Origin of the sequence: Priestia sp. 179-F W1.4 NHS, from assembly GCF_045369295.1 — a bacterium.
In the GTDB taxonomy this organism is placed as follows: Bacteria; Bacillota; Bacilli; order Bacillales; family Bacillaceae_H; genus Priestia; species Priestia zanthoxyli.
This window is the reverse complement of the sequence record NZ_JBIQFF010000003.1, coordinates 493590-508527: the sequence shown is the minus strand read 5'-3', so window position 1 is coordinate 508527 and position 14938 is coordinate 493590. Positions and strand designations below refer to the sequence as shown.

Genomic DNA, 14938 nt, shown 5'->3' with positions numbered 1-14938 from the left:
TCTTGACAGTAGAAATAGCATATGAGGCTTTTTTTATGTATCGCCTAGTTATATTTTAACGTTGATTAACTCAATAGAATAGATATAACCTAAAAAAGCATAAATGAGCCCGTTGGACTCATTTATGCTTTTAATGATTTGTTCTATTTTTATTGAGCTGTATATCCGCCGTCCATTACTACCGCTTGACCAGTTACACCTTTTGCTTTATCACTCGCTAAGAAGATAGCGTAGTCAGCAATTTCGCTCACGTCTAGTAATCTTTTTTGAGGGACTAAAGGATAAATAACTTCTTCAAGAACGCTTTCTAATGGTACGTTTCTTGTTTTAGCTAAACCATCTAACTGACCTCTCACTAGTGGTGTATCCACATAACCAGGACAAAGTGCATTAACCGTAATACCGTGTGCTGCACCTTCAAGAGCAGCTACTTTTGTTAGCCCAATTACACCGTGTTTGGCACTGTTATAAGCTGCTTTGCCTGCAAAACCGATTAAACCGTTGATAGAAGAAACGTTAATAATACGTCCGAACCCTTGTTTTTTCATAATCGGAAACGCGTGCTTAATCGCCATAAATGGAGCTGTTAGCATAATTTTAATCATTAACTCATACTTTTCAGTTGGAAACTCTTCGATTGGAGAAACGTGCTGCAAACCAGCGTTGTTAATGAACGTATGAACCGCTCCAAAATGTGCGTTTGCTGTTTCAATTAAATGTTTGATTTCTTCTTCTTTTGTTACATCCGCTTTGACACCAAGTGCTTCGAATCCAGCTTCACGAAGATTTTGTGCTGCAGCTTCTACGGCAGTTTGATCAATATCAGATAACACAATTTTCCCGCCGTTTTCAGCGAATCGTTTACCTATTTCAAATCCAATTCCTCTTGCTGCTCCTGTGATTACAATTACTTGATTTTCAACCATGTGTATTCTCCTCCTGTTTTTAAATAATACCGGCTGCCGCTAATGCGACTCCTGCAAATAAAGCGATTGTCGGGATGATAAATGCAACAACAAATACGTCTTTATACGTTTCTTTATGCCGAAGACCAGTTACAGCTAATAGCGTTAACAACGCACCGTTATGCGGTAAAATAGATGCACCTGACGCAACGCTTGCAATACGGTGAAGCGCATCGGCGCTTAAATTCGTCGTTTGAGACAAGTGATACCACGTATCTCCTAATGCTTGAAGCGCAATACCCATACCACCGGATGCTGAACCTGTGATCATCGCTAGCACTTGAACGCTTAACGCTTCTGAAACGAGCGGATTACTCGAAATGTTTAGTAGTACGTGCGTGACATCTTTAAACTCTGGAACTGCTGTAATAACCGAGCCAAAACCTACTGCTGCACTCGTGTTAATAACAGCCATTACGGATCCTTTTGCTCCTTCATTTATAGAAGAAATAAACGTCTTATAGTGTTTGAAATTAATAAGTAAAATAGAAAAAATACCAATTAATAATGATACGATAGGCTCCCATTTTAAAACGTTTAATGTCACGACAACGATAATCAGCGGTAAAATAGCTAACATTACATTCATCGAGTCCTGCTCTTCACTTGCGGCAACCGATGATTCATTAGGCTCAGTAAACCCTTGATTTTTAGCTTTTAATTTTTTATCGCGATAAGCTAACCATAAATAGCCTCCCACTGCCATAATAAGACCTGAGACAATTCCAATAATCGAACCGGACATTGCATTGGTTTTAAACGTAGCAGTCGGAATCAGATTTTGAATTTGAGGCGTACCTGGAATCGCTGTCATTGTAAATGTAAATGCTCCGAGTGCAATGGTTGCTGGCAGTAAATTTCGCGATACGTTAGCTTCTCGAAATAATGCGATTGCTAAAGGATAAATCGCAAAGACAACAACGAATAAACTGACTCCGCCGTATGTCAAAATGGCTGAAGCAATCAGCACCCCTAAAATGGCTCTTTTACTTCCAAACAATTTAGCAATGCGCTGCGCTAGCGACTTAGCTGCGCCTGTATCTTCCATTAGCTTTCCAAAGACGGCTCCTAATAAAAAGATGGGGAACCATTTTGCAGCGAAATCTACAAACCCTCCCATATACACATCTGTATAAGTAGGCAGTACTTTTAAACCGCTAAAATAAGCAACAAACGTAGCGACAACAGGTGCCACCCAGATAATAGACCATCCTAGATAAGCAAAAAACATCAACAATAACAATCCTACAATAATAACCACACGGTAACCTCCTTTCCTTTTAATACATATACATAATGGATTATTTCACAACACAACAAGTTTACACCCGTTAGTTTTATAAGTAAAATGAATAAAAGGAATCAAAACTATGAATAAAAGTCGTAGTTTATTTAAAAATTCACACTCAATTATTTTTTTCCTATAATTTCACTTTGAGTAGAAGCTATAAAATATACTTCCTTCTTTTTTCCTTGTACAAGCTAAGTTTTTTTCTGTTATATCCCGCGCTCTTCCTTTATTTTCTTTTCTCTTATAAGTTTTTCCGAACATATAGATGGGTATTTGAATGTTATGACACAGAAAAAGAGGCGATCTTATGCTACACTTCATAACAGACTTACTGAAACAATTTGGAATTTGGGGACTTTTAAGCGGACTGGCCATTGAGGCTTCCTCCCTGCCGTTTCCTGGTTCTCTTCTCACCCTTACCTACGGATACTTATTAAACATGCACATAGTGAAATTATTATTAATCGCTCTTGCAGGAAGCGCCGTTTATACAGCTTTTAGCTTTATACCGTATGGGATAGGCTATAAATTAGAAGATAAGGTAAAGAAAAAATTATCAAAAAAGAAAAAAGCATTTGAGAAATCGCAAAAATGGTTTAAAAAATGCGGATTATGGAGTATTGCGATTGCTCGTCCTTTAGGGCTCGGCAACTACATTTCTTACCTTTCAGGGCTATCTAAAGTAAAACCTATGCCGTTTGCTCTGCTCACATTTCTTGGTATCTTTCCTTTGAATATTGCCATGCTTTGGCTAGGACAAATCGGAAACTTTAAGTCCATTCAGTCTTTTATCTCAGATGCACAAACTTATATTCTAATTGCAGCGGTAGTGGCTGTATGCGGATTTTTAATTTATAAGTTCTATTTTAAAAAGAGCAGCTGCAGCGAACAGTCTAGTTCAACTTAAGATTAAGAATATAAAAAAAGACCCCGAGGGGTCTTTTTTTATTAAATAGAAATAACACCTAAGATTAATGCAGCTAGTGTCATCACCGCCGTAGTTCCTAGCGCCCACTTAATTAAAAATCGTTGCAAATCACTAAATTCAATTCCTACCATTCCAATTAATAAGTGAGCTGCTGCTACCAAGGGACTTATCACGTGAACAGGTTGTCCTAAGATAGCAGCTCTTCCAATTTCAGCTGCGCTAATGCCATAACTTTCGGCAGCTTGAGCAATAATCGGCAATACGCCAAAATAAAAAGCATTATTAGACATAAAAAATGTAAAAGGAGCACTTAAAAATGCTACTACAACTGGCAAAAAAGGGCCCATTGCATCTGGAATTATTCCTACAAGTGTATTTGCCATAGCATCAATCATCTTTGTTCCAGACATAATTCCTGTAAAAATACCTGCTGCAATAACAATTGAAACGACGGCTACCGCATTATTTGCATGAGATGAAATTCGCTGCTGTTGATCTTTGATGTTTGGATAATTTATTAGTAATGCAATAGCGAATGCTACCATGAACAAAAGCATCAGCGACATGAAGTCCATAATTAAGCACACCATAAGACTAACGGTAAGCAGAAAATTAAACCATACTAACTTAGGACGTCGATAGTCTGAATATTGCACTGTTCCCTCTACTTCATGTGCGTGTGCAATTTCATTTGCAGAATGTTTAATATTGATAACTCCTAACCTTTTTCTTTCCCTTCTTCCAAGTACAACAGAAACAAATAGCACCCATAGAAGCCCAAAACCCATTACAGGTATCAAAGGCAAAAACAACTGAGATGAATCCAAATTTAATGAACTCATAGCCATAGCAGAAGCACCTCCCCACGGAGTCATATTCATAACTCCCATAGATAGCATCGCTACTCCTGCAAGGATAAGTGGATTCATTTCTAAGCGTTTATATAGCGGAAGCAAAGAAGAAACCGTTATCATATATGTAGTAGTTCCATCCCCATCTAAAGCAACCATCATTGAAAGCACAGCAGTTCCTACAACGATTTTTAGAGGATCTCCTTTTACAACCTTTAAAATGAATGAAACAAGAGGGTCAAACAATCCTGAATCAATCATCAACCCAAAATATAAAATAGCAAATAAAATCATAATAGCCGTAGGCGCAATGTCTTTTACACCCTCGAGCATCATAGGTCCCATTCCACTAGCAAAACCGCCTATTAGACCAAATATGATGGGGATAATGATAAGAGCAACCATTGGGGTAAGTCGTTTTGACATAATTAAATACATGAAGACTGCAACCATTAAAAATCCTAATAAAGAAAGCACAGATATTTTTCCTCCTTTTTTGATAACGTTTTCATTTTTATTTGCTACACGTTACTAAAAAGGTATCACTTGTTGAAGCTGGTTCATAGATAACCAACATAAGTTTAATATTTTTTATAAAAGTAATTTTTTTCATTTTTTTCATGCATCATTTCTACATAAAAACGAGATAGCGGATAAAAACCCACTATTTCGTTTTTATGTAAGATTAGTTACTCGATATTTCCGTTCGGGCCTCCCTACACTTCCATACACTATTTCAACCTGCATTTCCTTACACGATACTAAATACTCTAAATACCTTCTCATTGTTGAATAACTGATACCGACTAATTGAGCAAACTCATCTACATTCAAGCTTTCCTGAACTTTGCAAACTTTATCTCTTACCAAACGAAGAGTATGTTTATCAATACCTTTAGGAAATGCTGTTACTGCAGCCGCTGATTGATTGCGGCGACCATGATGTGTTCTAAATAAATGGTCTATTTTGTCTTGATTAATCATTTTATTTTCAGTTAATTCTATTCTCGTAGACTGATAATGTTTTAAAGTAGATAAAAATTTATCAATAATTACAGGTTTCACCAAATAACCAAACGCTCCGCCTCTTATTGCTTCTCCTACTGTTTCAACATCATTGGCTGCCGTTATTAAAATAATGTCGATTCCTCGATACTTCTTTCTAATTTCCCATAGCAGTTCTACTCCATTGATATCTGGCAAAAAGACATCTAATAAAATTAATTGCGGTGTAAATATTGTCAGTAATTCTAAAGCCTGTTCTCCAGATCCTGCTGTCGCAACAACAGTGAAATGCTCTAGTTTCTTAGTAAATTGTTCATAAATTTGTGCAGCTGTAGAATCATCTTCTATAATCATGACATTAATTTGATTTTCAGTCATATCGATTCTTCCTTTTCATTATTTAATAGCTTTGGGATAACTAATGTGAATCTTGCTCCCTGTAACATACTTTTGCTTATGTATAGTTCACCTTTAAGCAACTCTACAGATCTTTTAACAATGGTCAATCCAATCCCGTGATTTTCACCTTTTTTCGTTGTGTAACCATCTATAAAAATCATATTTTCTACTTCTTTTGATATCCCTTGTCCATTGTCTTCAACTTCAAAAATCAGGTCGTTTCCTACATCTGTAAAAGATACTAGCACGTTCCCTTTATGTTCTCGCACAGCCTCGAGCGCATTATCAATTAAATTCCCCAAGATGGAAACAACGTTTTTTGCCTCTTCGATATCTAAAGTACTTGTTAAGTTACTATCTTGATCAATTTCTAAAGTGACGTCTAATTCTTTCGAACGATTGATTTTCCCAAGTAAGCAGGCAGCAATCAAAGGATCCTTCACAGAAGACATTAAAAAAGAAAGAATATCTTGGCGTTCCTTTACCTCTGATGAAATCATTTGCATGACATGCTCATATTTCTTTAACCTTAATAACCCGTAAATCACGTTCAGCTTATTTAAAAATTCGTGATTTTGAGCGCGTAAATTATCAGAGAACATTTTAATTTTAGAAATCTCTTCAGTCAATTCTTCAATTTGTGATAAAGTTCTTATGGTAAGAACGATACCTTGCACTTCTTTTTTTCTTACAATAGGAGATAAATCTAAAATATACTGCTGACCATCTAGTAGAAGGGATTGGTTAGAATACACGCATTGCTCTTCTATTGCTTGATCAATTAGCTGTCCTAAACGGGTGTTCTTTATCTCTCCTCCTATTGCTAAATGAAGGTTATCAAAGAGCTCTCTAGCCCTTCTATTCATCGACGTTACATATTTTTCGACATTTACAGTAACAGTAGCATCTCGAATAGATTCAAGGGTAGCCTCTTTTTCTTTAAAAAGAAAGGAAATTTCCTCTGGTTCCAGTCCAAATATTAGTCTTTTTACCCGCCTTGCAATAAAGAAAGCCCCAAATGCTCCAATAAGAAAAGGAATACAGGACAATTTAATAATTTTTATTCTATAATCATTAATCTGTTTTTCTATATTGCTTACAAGAAACCCTACCGAAGAAACACCTATAACGTTTCCTTGGCTATCCCATATGGGGGTTTTGGCTTTAATTGCAAATCCTGAAATTCCTTTTCCTTTATAAATAATGGATTGATGCTTCTTTAAAGAAGCTTCATTGCTTGTTTTGGTATGTTTTCCAATGTAACTACTATTGGGATGAGAATAGCGTATTCCTTTATCATTGGCGATGGTGACATAATCTGCCCCTGTGGTTTTTCTTATTTTTTCAGCAACAGGTTGGATGTGCTCAGAAGGATTTTTCTGCTTAAAAGCTTTTACAATCATTTTATCTTCAGAAGCTAATTTTGCTACTGTCATAGCTTGATTACCTACATATTTTTCGACAATTTCATCTACCATTGCAGAAAATAAGATGCATACAAGGACGGTACTAACAAGAATAACTACAGTGATGAGTAATGTAATTTGGGCAAGTAAGCTAAGTCTTCTATTCACGTAAAGAGAACGCATACATTCCTCCTTTTAAGGAATTAATAATGAAATAAAATACCGTCTTTTGTTTTAAGTTTAGCATAAAAAAAAGGAAGTTTAGCACCAAACTTCAAATGTTTATAATCAGACTGATAAAGGGAAAAATAAATCGAATAAACGCTTGACTTAAAGTATACTTTAACAATTATAATCAATTCGAAAACATCGCAAATGGAGGAATTAACATGAAATATACAGTAATCACTGGCGCAAGTTCGGGAATTGGATATGAAACAGCTTTAGCTTTCGCAGCGCGCGGAAAAAACCTTATATTAGCTGCACGTAGAGAGGACAAGCTGGATGAGTTAAAAGAAAAGATTGAAAAACTGAACCAAGATGTAAATGTTATTATCCATTCGGTTGATTTATCCGTGGCAGAAAATGCTCACACGTTTTATGAGTCGCTTAAAGAATATGAGTTAGAAACATGGATTAACAATGCTGGATTTGGAAACTTTGCTTCTGTCGGTGAACAAAAATTAACTAAAATTGAAACAATGCTTCACTTAAATATCGAAGCCTTAACCATTCTTTCTTCTCTATTTGTAAGAGATTATGAAAATGTTGAAGGTACACAGCTTATTAATGTCTCTTCTGGAGGCGGCTACACCATTGTTGCTGATGCAGTCACTTATTGCGCAACAAAATTCTATGTAAGTGCATTTACAGAAGGTCTTTCTCAAGAATTGAAAGGAAGAGGATCAAAAATGCAGGCTAAAGTTCTAGCTCCAGCGGCTACGGAAACAGAATTTGCACAGCGTTCGATGGATATGAGTGATTTTGAATACGAAGGACGAGTACCTAAGTTTCATACGTCAAAAGAAATGGCTGCTTTTATGCTGGACCTTTATGATAGCAATAAAACGGTAGGACTTGTAGATGGCGTGACTTACGAATTTCAATTAAAAGATCCTATCTATCCATATGCAGACAGAGCAACAAGTTCAGATTCTTAAACAGAAAAGCACCCTTTTAGGGGTGTTTTTTTATGGAATCTTGAATGGGTATCTTGTTTATGTGATGAAAATGCTTAAAGATAGTCGTGTTCAAACTCGACTTATACTTGCACTCTTTATTTCCTGATTTTTGTTTCACTTTTTTGCACATACTAACCGAACGGGGGTGACGAAAATGGGTACAAAAAAATCTGTTAACCGAGGTCAAGTAGCTCCTGGTGTTAACCCTCAAGGGCACGGAAAAGATGTTGAATTTTCAACAGAACCGAAAAGTGAACTTGAAAACAAAGCGAAAAAATCAAATACAAAAATTTAACTAAAAAGGAGAAGGTTCCTCTTCTCCTTTCTCCCCCTCTTAACTGCTTTCCTACATACATTCCCCAGGTCGTTTACTTCTTTCTGCTTCTTATAAAACTGTATCAATAGTATAAAAAAGTATACTATACAACAAAAATGTGCGTACTTGTTAGGATGAATTATATGATTTATGATAAATCTGCAAACGGATTTTACGACAAATTGTATGTTAACTGACTGTTAGTTGTAAGCTATACAGGGTATAGATTACTCTGAACAGTTCATCATTAAATATTTTTACAGAAAGGTTGTTTACACATGAACAATACAGATAGGAAACAAGAAATTTTAGACGCATTTAACTTTCGTCATGCTACAAAAGAGTTTGATCCAGCGAAGAAAATTTCCGATGAAGATTTCCAATTCATTTTAGAAACGGGGCGCTTATCTCCAAGCTCAGTAGGTTACGAGCCGTGGAAATTTTTAGTCGTTGAAAATGAAGATTTAAAAGAAAAATTAAAAGCTGTTTCTTGGGGAGCACAAGGCCAAATTCCTACAGCAAGTCATTTTGTTATTATTCTTTCTCGTACAGACGCAAGATATGACTCTGAATACGTGTTAAATCTTCAGAAAAACGTAAAAGAAATGCCGGAGGATGTATTAGAGACATTAATGCCTCGTTACAAAGATTTCCAAGAAAATGATTTTCACTTGTTCGAAAGCAAGCGAGCACTATTTGATTGGGCCAGCAAACAATCTTATATTGCACTAGCTAATATGATGACATCAGCTGCTCAAATTGGCATTGATTCTTGCCCAATTGAAGGGTTTAACTATGACCAAGTACATGAAATTCTAAAAGAAGAAGGATTACTAGAAGACGGCAAGTTTGATGTTTCTGTTATGGTTGCGTTCGGCTACCGTATTCACGAACCTAAACGCGAAAAAACAAGAAGAAGTATGGATCAAGTTGTACAGTGGATCAAATAATAAACCAAAAAAAGAAGAGGTGACGTTGCTCACCTCTTCTTTTTTATATCTTTATATGCTGCTATAAAATCACCAGGATCGGTGTGTATGGTATAAGCGAACATTCCTTGATTTGTATGTAAGTATAAAAAGCCGCTTTCTTTTGAAACGCATTTGTAAGAGATGTCAAATACGCTGTTAATGTGAAAGGACTCGTTCTCTGTTTCAATATTATCAGTATATAAGCACATGTCTTTTGAATGCTGAATCGTCACTTTTTTTGTTCGTTTTATTTTTCTTTCAACGTATGTATAAGGAATCATAGAAATAATGCTCATAGCACAGCTCCCCTTCTTTATGAATATTTTCCTTTTGGAGCATAAAATATCTCGTTAACAAAACTCTATCACTTACCAAAAAACAATTCCAGAAAGAGTATTTCTGGAATTGTTTTTAAGATTGTTGCTCTTTATTTTCTTCATCTTTGCAAAAGTCGATATTACTGTTTGTCATAGAGGCAATAGCAGGAGAGCTATTGCCAAACGAAAAACAAGCTCCTACCGATTTTGTATTGGCCGTGTGACTATTTTGTACAACACAGCCTACGCTTACATTCGAATTGTCTTTTAACCCGTTAGTCACGATATTCTCAATGTTAATAATACATCCCATTTTACCACCTCTTTCGTTTCTATTAACGTATGTCATCTCTGTATATATGTATAGGATGTTCGCCTATTAATGATAAGTTGTTTGCTGCAAAATAGAAAAAAAGAATCTTCGTATACCCTTTAAACAGAGAAGACACTCAAATGATGTCTTCTCCTTAAGTGAATTTAACTTTTCACAGCTTTTTCCCAGTCTGATGCAAACTTTTCAATTCCTTGTTCTGTTAACGGGTGTTTTACTAATTGTTCAATTACAGCATACGGAATGGTCGCAATATGAGCCCCAGCAAGAGCTACTCGTGTGACATGATCTGGGTGTCTGACTGACGCTGCTATAATTTGTGAGTCAATGTGTTGAATTCGAAATAGCTCGGCAATTCGAGATACCAGATACACACCGTCTTCTGAAATATCATCTAAGCGTCCTAAAAATGGCGATACGTATGTCGCACCAGCACGGGCTGCTAGAAGCGCTTGATTCACTGTGAAAATTAACGTTACGTTTGTTTTCACGCCTTTTTTAGCTAGATAACGGGTTGCTTCCAATCCAGCAATGGTCATAGGAAGTTTAATTGTTATATTTTTGTCTCCTCCGTTAATTTTTATAAGCTTTTCTGCTTGCGCAATCATGTCTTCTGCTGTTACTGTGTCGGGGGTGACTTCTGCTGAAACGGATTCTACTTCCGGGACGGTTTTTAAAATTTCTTCGATGCGATCTTCAAACTTTACGCCTTCTTTAGCTACTAGCGAAGGGTTTGTGGTAACACCTGATAATACCCCGATTTTATATGCTTTTTTAATATCTTCCAGGTTAGCTGTATCAATAAAAAATTTCATCATGTATTCCTCCACTCGTTATGTTAAAAACAGCTTTTCAGGGGCATTTTGCATAACTTTATGTTCAAATGGAATTGCCCTCTTCATATTGTCTTCATAAAATAAAATTTATTTCCTTTCAAATGCTGTATGTTTTTCTCCAAGTTTTCCCTTCTTTAAACTCATCTGAATAACTTCTATTTGTATGTATCATACTAATGATGTTGAAAAACCTCTCATCTACTCAACTAAAAAACCTCCAGCATTTATGCTGAAGGTTAAGATACATTCTACTCTTAATTTTTTAGTCCTCTATAGCGAGCTGTTTTTAATTCTTGAACGTAGGGTTCAAAGTCCGGCATCTCTACAGCTCTCGCCAATTCGATTGCTTTTTCAATATCGTATGGAATACGCACAAATTGAATAGAAAATGCTGAAGGACTTTCGCCTTGATCTTTTCCTTCTAAGATAAGATAGGAAGCTTGTGGTAAATCAAGCGGGTTTCCTACACTTCCTACATTACACAGCGTTTTCCCTTTAATATGTTGAATAAATGCATTATGTACATCTCCGTAACAGATGACATCCGGTTCTCTTGATCCTTTTATATTTTCCGTATATTCCGTATTAGCAAATAGACTAAGGCGCTTTTCAAGTGAATCCCAGGGTTGAATTCGGTCATAAAGACTTCTAGGTGAAGCGTGAAACATTCTAATTAATTTCCCGCTCATCATAAACTCAACAGAAAAAGGAAGTTCCTTTAAGTATGCTTCTTGGTTTGAACTTAACTTCTCTTGATGCCATTTTAACGCTTCAAATTCCGCAGGCTTTGTAATGAAATCATCCCAGTTCCCCATTACTGTTACTTCGCACTTTTCTTTTATGATATCAATTGCTTTACTTGAATCCGGTCCTTTTCCTACTAAATCACCTAGACAAATGATGCGATGGATATCTCGTTGTTGTATGTCAGCTAAAACTGCTTCTAATGCAGGGAGATTTCCGTGGATATCTGAAATAACAGCAATTTTGTCCATTGATTCCTCCACTCCTTTTTCATATGTATGTATTCAAGCCTTTTCTTTATTATAACATTTTATGATAAGACCGTTTACTAAAACGGGTCCTCTTCATTTAACAAGCAACGGTATAATTCGAATGGATATAAAAGGGAGGAATAAGAAGTGGGTTTTTATGGATTGGGAAGAAATCTATCTTCCTTATTTATTAACATAAAATAAAGGAGTACTGTAATATATTTATACGAGTACTCCTTTATTGGTAGTTAGGTAGTATAGAGAGTCGCCAGATACCTCATTTATCTTGCGACTTTTGGTTTATAGCTTATTGAACACCAACTGCGTCAAATGACTTGCCTACTGAAATTACTTCTTGAGAGCCTGAACCGTATAGATCAGCAGCAGCTTGTACTAAACCTGCACGCGCTTGGCTGAACGTTGTAGACTGAGTGAAGTATAGCGTATTGGCACGGTAATAAATTTTTCCTAGCTTATCTCCGCCGATTCCTGTTACAGTAACTCCGTAATGAGTTCCTCCGTTAGCTAGCAAGTAGGCAGCTTTGTTGATAATACCGCTATTTGTATGAACCCCGCCGTTGTCACTAGAACCTGTATAGCGCTTTGAATAATGATCCGGATCTCCATATTTCGCTGGGTTGCTCATTGAACGAAGTGCATCGCCGCTTGTTCCAGGCGTATAAATATCCTCTCCAATTTCCCAATCTGGATTTCGGTTGTCATAGTATTCTACCAACGTTCCGAAAATATCGGAAATCGCTTCGTTTAATGCACCTGATTCATATTGATAGATTAAATTAGAACTTCTTTCTGTCACCGCATGCGTCAATTCATGTCCGATAACATCTAATCCTCCTGATAGCGGAACAAAAGTAGTTCCATCTCCATCTCCATATACCATTTGAGAGCCATTCCAAAACGCATTGTTGTAGCCGCTGCTATAATGAACAGTCGATTTTAGCGGAGCTCCTGCATTGTCATAGGAGTTGCGGTTAAATTTGTTTTTATAATAATCATATGTCACGCCTGCATAATAGTGAGCATCTACTGCAGCTGCATCGCGAGTTGCATTGTACGTATTATCGGTATCGGCCCATAGCGTACCCGGAAGAGATGTGCGGTTTTTTGCATCGTACGTATAGATTGTAGCGCCTCTTGTATTATCTTGTAAGTAGTAAGTAGAACTAGATAACGTTGTCTTTAAGGATTTAGTATCTCCAAGAACTCCTTTACCTGAGCCAATAGCATTTGTGCCTGTTACAGGTTTCGCTGCCGGCTTTGCCGCTTGCTTCACGTCGGCTTTTGGACCAGCTACGGAATCAATTGTATTGTACTTATCCAGTACTTTACCGCTAGTAGCATCAACAAAGTAATAATAGTTGCCTGGCTCAGGATTTAAGAAATTTAAATTTACTACATAAGCATATGTAGTGTCTGAACCATTTTGATAAATATACAGTTCAGATGAAGGAGATTTTTCATACGTCGGCTTAAAGCCTAAGTCTTTTTCAGCTACTTGAATCGCCTTTTTGCTATCAAGTTGCTTTTGGCCTTTTAGCTTTTCCTTTTTATCTAAATCAGGAGCTACTGTACCTGATACAACTTTTAAGGTTCCATCTTTCGCTACGTGTGCTAATTGAGTAGATCCCCAAACGGGAATATTATTATATACTTGCTGCAAGCGTACCACGGTTGCTTGTTCAATAGGATCTTTCACCACTTCTGTCACTTTAAATGAGTTTTGAGCATTTTCGTTTCCTAATTTATATTTGTCTTTATTTGTATTCATATAGTGAAATACGACGTCTTGAGCCTTCTGCGATGACGGGCCCGAGAGCTTTCCGGAAATAAACTCAGGAGATTTAATTTCTTTGTTATACTTTTCAGTTGAAAGTACATTGTTTGGCGCAGCACTGCTCGTATGTGCAAAAGCAAATGATGAAGAAAGAATACCAACTGATAATAATACCTTTAAAGCCTGTTTTTTCTTTTTCATAGTTTTTTTCTCCCTATCCCTAGTAAATTTAATTACCTCAATTTTTCTGTTAATTGAGATAATTAGCAACATTATAGCAACTAAAGATTACTACGTCTATATATTATTTCAATATTCCTATTATTATGAAAATTAAAAATAAGTCCTCTGCAATAAGTCTTTTTTACCTATTTAAACTATATGAAAATCATTTATGTTGATTTTCATACAAGTAAAATAATTCTTCTAGCCAGCTGATAAAAACTAGTAGGATAGGTAGCGTTATTCGTTCTTACTGTCAGTTCTATGAAGCATTTTACAAAAATTACTTATAAGGAAAATTATAAATTTCAGACCATTTTTTCGGCTTAGATATACTCTTTCTCTTCATTTTTTTATTTTTTTAATCTATTAATTAAATTTTTTATATGTTTTTTATGTACGTGCACAACATTATTTTATTATAGTACTGTACTTCTTATGAACGTAAAAAAGCACGAATCTACTAAAATCTTTGTAAATCCGTGCTTTTTCTGTTTATTTCAAGCATACACAACCAACGATAACTAATAAAACAAATAGTACAACGATTAATGCAAAACCGCCACCGTAACTACCGTAGCCGCCGTAGCCATAACCACCGCCGTAACCCCAGTTGTAAAATCCCATTTCACTTCACCTCCGTAGCCTGTTTACTCTATAGCATATGTACAGGCTAGAAAAAATGCTCGCCCATTTATCGCCCTTTTATAACGATAAAAAAGAAATTGAGACATAACGAAATCACTCCAATCAATAGCTAGAAGCAACTAAATAGATGAAACCTACGTTCACCCTACCAATGAAAAAATCCGAACGATTCATCGTTCGGATTTCCCTTCAACTAAACTGCTTTTGTCACAGCCTCTTTTAAGATAACAAATATTAACTTATTTACTTTTAGAAGCTTGTTCTTTAAAGCGAAGTATGTAATACGGAACAATACAAATAACCGCCAAAACGAGAGCCGTTAAACTGACTATGCGGGGATTATTAAGCCCGAAAGAATAGTCTCCAAAAGATGCTCCAATTGCAATAATAGCAAAAATAATATACAGAATACGAAATATGTTAATCCACTTTTTCTGTTTAATCGTAACCACTCCTTTGCTTATTTTACTCCAACATAGAA

Annotated in this window: 15 protein-coding genes and 1 pseudogene; 4 read left to right on the top strand and 12 right to left on the bottom strand. The window is 36.1% G+C overall.

Features of this window, described 5'->3' with window-relative positions:
• Window positions 1–149 precede the first annotated feature (149 nt).
• Both ACH0CI_RS17800 and ACH0CI_RS17795 read right to left on the bottom strand, forming a co-directional pair.
• On the bottom strand, window positions 150–926 hold the full coding sequence (locus ACH0CI_RS17800) for a 3-hydroxybutyrate dehydrogenase (protein WP_028413363.1): 777 nt from the start codon (window positions 924–926) through the stop codon (window positions 150–152).
• Between the two features lie 19 nt (window positions 927–945).
• Window positions 946–2226 carry a GntP family permease gene (locus ACH0CI_RS17795; RefSeq protein ID WP_014460118.1) on the bottom strand — a complete coding sequence of 427 codons (1281 nt, stop codon included), beginning with the start codon at window positions 2224–2226 and terminating at the stop codon, window positions 946–948.
• Between the two features lie 337 nt (window positions 2227–2563).
• Here ACH0CI_RS17795 and ACH0CI_RS17790 point away from each other — a divergent pair, with 337 nt between their 5' ends.
• Window positions 2564–3163 carry a DedA family protein gene (locus ACH0CI_RS17790; protein WP_014460120.1) on the top strand — a complete coding sequence of 200 codons (600 nt, stop codon included), beginning with the start codon at window positions 2564–2566 and terminating at the stop codon, window positions 3161–3163.
• A 41-nt stretch (window positions 3164–3204) separates the two neighbouring features.
• Here ACH0CI_RS17790 and ACH0CI_RS17785 read toward each other — a convergent pair whose 3' ends face one another.
• From ACH0CI_RS17785 to ACH0CI_RS17775, 3 genes are all read right to left on the bottom strand, one after another.
• Window positions 3205–4512, bottom strand: a complete 1308-nt coding sequence (locus tag ACH0CI_RS17785; protein WP_034266108.1) for a CitMHS family transporter — start codon at window positions 4510–4512, stop codon at window positions 3205–3207.
• A 198-nt stretch (window positions 4513–4710) separates the two neighbouring features.
• The gene (locus tag ACH0CI_RS17780) at window positions 4711–5418 is read right to left on the bottom strand and encodes a response regulator (RefSeq protein ID WP_034266104.1); all 708 of its coding nucleotides are present in this window, start codon (window positions 5416–5418) and stop codon (window positions 4711–4713) included.
• Window positions 5415–6875, bottom strand: a complete 1461-nt coding sequence (locus tag ACH0CI_RS17775) for a sensor histidine kinase (RefSeq protein ID WP_328156951.1) — start codon at window positions 6873–6875, stop codon at window positions 5415–5417. Before ACH0CI_RS17775 ends, ACH0CI_RS17780 begins: the two co-directional genes overlap by 4 nt.
• A gap of 359 nt (window positions 6876–7234) precedes the next feature.
• Here ACH0CI_RS17775 and ACH0CI_RS17770 point away from each other — a divergent pair, with 359 nt between their 5' ends.
• The 3 genes from ACH0CI_RS17770 (at window position 7235) to ACH0CI_RS17760 (ending at window position 9292) form a co-directional block, all read left to right on the top strand.
• The gene (locus ACH0CI_RS17770) at window positions 7235–8005 is read left to right on the top strand and encodes an SDR family NAD(P)-dependent oxidoreductase (protein ID WP_335707816.1); all 771 of its coding nucleotides are present in this window, start codon (window positions 7235–7237) and stop codon (window positions 8003–8005) included.
• A 175-nt stretch (window positions 8006–8180) separates the two neighbouring features.
• Window positions 8181–8321, top strand: a complete 141-nt coding sequence (gene sspL, locus ACH0CI_RS17765; RefSeq protein WP_406901975.1) for a small, acid-soluble spore protein L — start codon at window positions 8181–8183, stop codon at window positions 8319–8321.
• 299 nt (window positions 8322–8620) lie between these two features.
• Complete coding sequence (locus ACH0CI_RS17760; RefSeq protein WP_406901974.1) at window positions 8621–9292, top strand: NAD(P)H-dependent oxidoreductase; 672 nt, start codon at window positions 8621–8623, stop codon at window positions 9290–9292.
• Between the two features lie 29 nt (window positions 9293–9321).
• Here ACH0CI_RS17760 and ACH0CI_RS17755 read toward each other — a convergent pair whose 3' ends face one another.
• From ACH0CI_RS17755 to ACH0CI_RS17725, 7 genes and pseudogenes are all read right to left on the bottom strand, one after another.
• The gene (locus tag ACH0CI_RS17755) at window positions 9322–9609 is read right to left on the bottom strand and encodes a hypothetical protein (protein WP_028413366.1); all 288 of its coding nucleotides are present in this window, start codon (window positions 9607–9609) and stop codon (window positions 9322–9324) included.
• A gap of 115 nt (window positions 9610–9724) precedes the next feature.
• Window positions 9725–9943 (bottom strand): spore germination protein, encoded by a 219-nt coding sequence (locus tag ACH0CI_RS17750; protein WP_033578963.1) that lies wholly within the window; start codon window positions 9941–9943, stop codon window positions 9725–9727.
• 164 nt (window positions 9944–10107) lie between these two features.
• Window positions 10108–10776: a fructose-6-phosphate aldolase gene (gene fsa / locus ACH0CI_RS17745; RefSeq protein ID WP_028413368.1), complete on the bottom strand. Its 669-nt coding sequence runs from the start codon at window positions 10774–10776 to the stop codon at window positions 10108–10110.
• A gap of 275 nt (window positions 10777–11051) precedes the next feature.
• Window positions 11052–11792 (bottom strand): metallophosphoesterase family protein, encoded by a 741-nt coding sequence (locus ACH0CI_RS17740; RefSeq protein ID WP_028413369.1) that lies wholly within the window; start codon window positions 11790–11792, stop codon window positions 11052–11054.
• Window positions 11793–12099: 307 nt separating this feature from the next.
• Window positions 12100–13698 (bottom strand): annotated as a pseudogene (locus ACH0CI_RS17735) (M4 family metallopeptidase); the annotation flags it as partial.
• 606 nt (window positions 13699–14304) lie between these two features.
• Complete coding sequence (locus tag ACH0CI_RS17730) at window positions 14305–14436, bottom strand: YjcZ family sporulation protein (protein WP_033578960.1); 132 nt, start codon at window positions 14434–14436, stop codon at window positions 14305–14307.
• A 260-nt stretch (window positions 14437–14696) separates the two neighbouring features.
• Window positions 14697–14909, bottom strand: coding sequence for a hypothetical protein (locus ACH0CI_RS17725; protein WP_013083131.1), 213 nt, complete (start codon window positions 14907–14909; stop codon window positions 14697–14699).
• Window positions 14910–14938: the final 29 nt, after the last annotated feature.